Annotated in this window: 3 protein-coding genes and 1 pseudogene; 3 read left to right on the top strand and 1 reads right to left on the bottom strand. The window is 57.4% G+C overall.

Annotated elements, in window-relative coordinates:
* Window positions 1–158, bottom strand: a pseudogene (locus tag AC2VNM_RS01150) (IS5/IS1182 family transposase); the annotation flags it as partial.
* A 350-nt stretch (window positions 159–508) separates the two neighbouring features.
* Here AC2VNM_RS01150 and AC2VNM_RS01145 point away from each other — a divergent pair.
* The 3 genes from AC2VNM_RS01145 (at window position 509) to AC2VNM_RS01135 (ending at window position 3,917) form a co-directional block, all read left to right on the top strand.
* Window positions 509–1,681 carry a CmpA/NrtA family ABC transporter substrate-binding protein gene (locus tag AC2VNM_RS01145; protein WP_483167018.1) on the top strand — a complete coding sequence of 391 codons (1,173 nt, stop codon included), beginning with the start codon at window positions 509–511 and terminating at the stop codon, window positions 1,679–1,681.
* 290 nt (window positions 1,682–1,971) lie between these two features.
* Window positions 1,972–3,378 (top strand): MFS transporter, encoded by a 1,407-nt coding sequence (locus tag AC2VNM_RS01140; RefSeq protein ID WP_483167017.1) that lies wholly within the window; start codon window positions 1,972–1,974, stop codon window positions 3,376–3,378.
* Window positions 3,379–3,446: 68 nt separating this feature from the next.
* Window positions 3,447–3,917, top strand: a complete 471-nt coding sequence (locus AC2VNM_RS01135; protein ID WP_486912726.1) for a hypothetical protein — start codon at window positions 3,447–3,449, stop codon at window positions 3,915–3,917.
* Window positions 3,918–3,973: the final 56 nt, after the last annotated feature.

Genomic DNA, 3,973 nt, shown 5'->3' with positions numbered 1-3,973 from the left:
AGGCCTCTGCCCCGATACTGCTTGACTAACTTCGAGAGATCCAGCTGCTCAATCACCTCCACAATGAACCGGGCCAAATGCCCCTCGGGAAGCCAGTCCTCCATGGACGGAGGGAGCAGATAGGAAGTCTTGCGGTCGGCAGAAATGAAATGGGCCATGTCGCACTCAATCAATTGATTTATAAGTTATTATACCTTATTGAGCCCAAAGGGTAAATCCGACGGGCTGCTAGCCAGCTGGGTCGTGCGCGGTGGCGTACCTACGTTGGCGAATCTCCGTGAGGACCCGGCATGGCGCAGCAAGCGCCCGGGGAGCTGAAAAAGCCGCCACGAACCGTCGCGACGCGCGTAAGAGGTCCTCCCGGCACTGCGCGCGGGTCGCTGCGATTTTGCACTCTTGATGGAATCTTAAGTTGCATGAATTTTGCTTTGCTCAACATGACAATGGCGTCCTCGCTTCGGTTCTACGGAAGCGAGGCTTTCTTTTGTGAGCTGTTGAGGACTATGGAATGAAAACCGATGCTGAACTCTCGCTGGGCTATGTTGCCCTCGCCGATAGCGCGCCTTTGCTAGTTGCACAGGAATTGGGTCTATTTGCCCGCGAAGGACTACGTGTACGCCTGCAATGCGAACCCTCCTGGGCCAGCCTGCGCGATCATCTCCTCTTTGGCGAGCTGGTAGCGGCACATGCTCTAGCACCATTGCCGATGGCGGCCACCCTCGGCGTTGCCTCTCCCAAAATTCCGGTAATAACCGGATTGGTCCTCTCGCTCAATGGCAACACCATCACCGTCAGCCAGCGTCTGTATAGCGAGCTGTTACAGCGGGGCACTGCAGCGACCGCCGATCCTGCTCGCATGGGACAGGCGCTACGAGAACTTACGCGCAGCCACCCCAGTCTCCTGCCGCTACGTTTTGCCGTGGTATCACCCGTCTCCAATCACCATTATCAATTGCGCCACTGGCTACGCGCAGCCGGTCTCGAATTACACAGTGAAGTCGAGATTGGTGTGGTTCCGCCGCGCTATATGGTCGATGCCCTACGCAAGGACGAGATCGATGCTTTTTGTGTGGGTGAGCCTTGGGGAAGTCTGGCCGCCATGGAGGGGGTCGGACAACCCATCGTTAGTAGTTATTCTCTATGGAACAATGTGATGGAGAAGGTTCTGGCGGTGCGCGAGGATTGGGCGAAGCGCGAACCGGCCCTTCATCAAGCCCTGCTGCGCGCCCTGATTGCCGCAGGCCGTTGGCTGGATGATGCAGCGCATCGACAGCAGGCCGCGCGGTGGGTAGCCCAGGCCATCGCCGTTCCCGAGGCCGCGCTTGCTGCGGCATTGCAGGGAACCATACCCGGCATGGCTGGGCAACCCGATGGCCATGTATTCCACCGCTACGCGGCACAATATCCCTGGCAGGAACACGGCCTCTGGCTAGCAGAACAGATGCGTCTTTCTGGACAATGGCCGACGGCGACCAGTCCCAGCGCCGTGGTGGAGCGGGTCTATCGCGGCGATCTGTATCGATTGGCGGCAACGGCCATGGATGCTCCCATTCCGGTCGATGAACAGTCGGGTTTCGGCATCCATGCAAGCCCCTGGAAATTGCCGGGAGTTGCGCGCGACATTGCGATGGGTACGACGCAAATTTTTGATGGCAGTCTATTATTGCAAAGACCTAGTTGAATCGTTGTCTTGACCCATAATGAGGCCCCAAAAGCGGGCGTATGCACTACACTTGTGCATTATACAAAGGCCAGCGCCGGCGCAGTCACCCTCCGAATCTTCAGTGCAACTCATTATTTTTACGTAACTTTACAGAAAATTTCTTGTTGATCTCCATTATGGCATGATTTCTGCTTGATTAAGCTAGAGCATCACTCAACGCTGAATGATGACACGGGACGATGGCGTTCCTGACCGGTAGCGGTCGGGGACGCCTTTTTTGTTGTGCGCATGATCGGAGGATCAAACGAATGCAATCCTTGCTTTCACAACTACGTGCGGGAAATCGGCGCGCCTTGGTCGCCAGTTTTCTTTATTTTGATACGGGTTTTACGGTATGGCTTTTGTTTGGGCCGCTGGCGCCATATATGATCCAAAGTCTGCATATCACCCCCATGCAGCAGGGTTATCTGGTCGCCATTCCCGTGCTGTCCGCTGCAATTTTGCGCATTGGCTTCGGCAATCTCTACCAAGCCATGGATGGGCGCTGGCTGGCCTTGATCGGGGTGGCACTTTCGGCGATTCCCCCCTTGGTCCTTTCCATCTACCCGTATACGCTCAGTTACGATGCCCTGATTTTCCTGGGTGTTTTGCTGGGCGTTGGCGGTGCCAGCTTTGCCGTCGCCCTACCCATGGCTGGCAGCAATTATCCTCCCAAAATCCAGGGAACGGTGTTGGGCATTGCGGCGGCGGGCAATATCGGCGCCGTCCTCGATGGCTTTCTCTTTCCGCCCCTGGCCGGACAATTTGGCTGGACCCATGCTGCGGCAGCGGTACTTCCCTTGTTGGGCCTCGCCGCAGTGACCCTGTGGTTTTGGGGCAAGGATTGCGCTCCCAAAACTGGGAAGGTGGCACCGGCGGCCTGGGGTTGGGGCTTGACTCTCGTCGGTCTCGCGATTCTGGCCGTTGCTACCCCGCGCGGCTGGCTGGGGCTGCATGGCAAAGCGGCGCTCCTGATGTTGCCGGTCTATGGCGTCCTCCTGTCGTTGCTCTTCCTGCCGCGCCGCTACTTTCCGGTTCTGCGCGAGCGGGACACTTGGGCGTTGATTTTGGTCTACGCCATTACCTTTGGCGGCTTTGTGGGCATGTCGGCCTTTGTCAGCCTGCTGCTGGTGACGCTCTACCATCTGCCCAAGGTAGACGCCGGTATGCTGATGGGCCTCTTTGCCTTTACTGGTGCCATTCTCCGTCCGTTTGGCGGGCTGATCGCTGACCGCATTTCGGGAGCGCGCGCATTGCAGTTTTTCCTCGCAGGGATCTGCCTCATCGATGCTGCTTTTTCTCTGTGGACGCCCACCCTGGCCGTCAGCATCGCCCTTTTCCTCTTTCTCTATGCGGCATTTGGTCTCGGTAACGGCGCCACCTTTCAACTCGTACCCCTGCGCTGGCCGGAAAAGACCGGGCTGATGACCGGCATCATTGGTGCTGCCGGTGGTATCGGTGGTTTCTATTTGCCGGTAATTCTTGGAATCGCCAAGGAAGACACCGGGAGCTATCACTGGGGTTTCGGGATTTTTGCTGGACTCAGCGCAACGGCATTGCTGCTGATCGTGGGCTTGCGCCGCCAGTGGCAGACCTGGGCCAAGGTTGCCTCCGCCCATGGTCAGTGCATGCCTTCGCAAGGGCAAGCTCCCCAGGCATCCGCCATCGCGGACTGAAATCCTCCTGCTGTCACCTTCCAGCGGCGTTCGCGCCGCTGCCAGCCCCCCCTTGTCTGGAGTAAGCCATGATCCAATTCTCTTTCCGTCACCAGATCATCGCCGCAGCCATGGTGTCTGCAGTCGTCTTGCCACAGAGCGATGCCTGGGCTGATCCCATTGTGCAGGCCATCAGCGCTGGCAAGGTCAGTCTGGATTTTCGTCCGCGCTATGAATTCATGTCGCAAGCCGGCAAACGTGACGCCAACGCCTTTACCGTACAAACCTTGTTAGGGTTGAAAAGCGCCCCGATTGCCGGTTTCAGCGCTAACCTGCAGTTCATCGATGTGGCGGGAATCTTCAATGATTACAACAGTCTGCGCAATAGCAAAACTGCGTATGCTGTCATCCCCGACCCCGAAGAAGCGAACATCAATCAGGCCTATCTGCAGTACCAGGGCTTGGGCGGGCTACTGGTCCGTGCCGGGCGCCAGGAAATCAATCTCGACGACCAACGTTTGTCAAAGCACATTAGAAATGTCCGGTGTTGGGCAAGATAGAGATGTCCGGTTCTCCTGGGTATGGATTACTTTCCAGGACGATCTACGGTGGGGTA

Source organism: Acidithiobacillus sp. TH-A67 (genome assembly GCF_057473545.1).
This window is presented reverse-complemented; position numbering and strand designations above follow the sequence as displayed.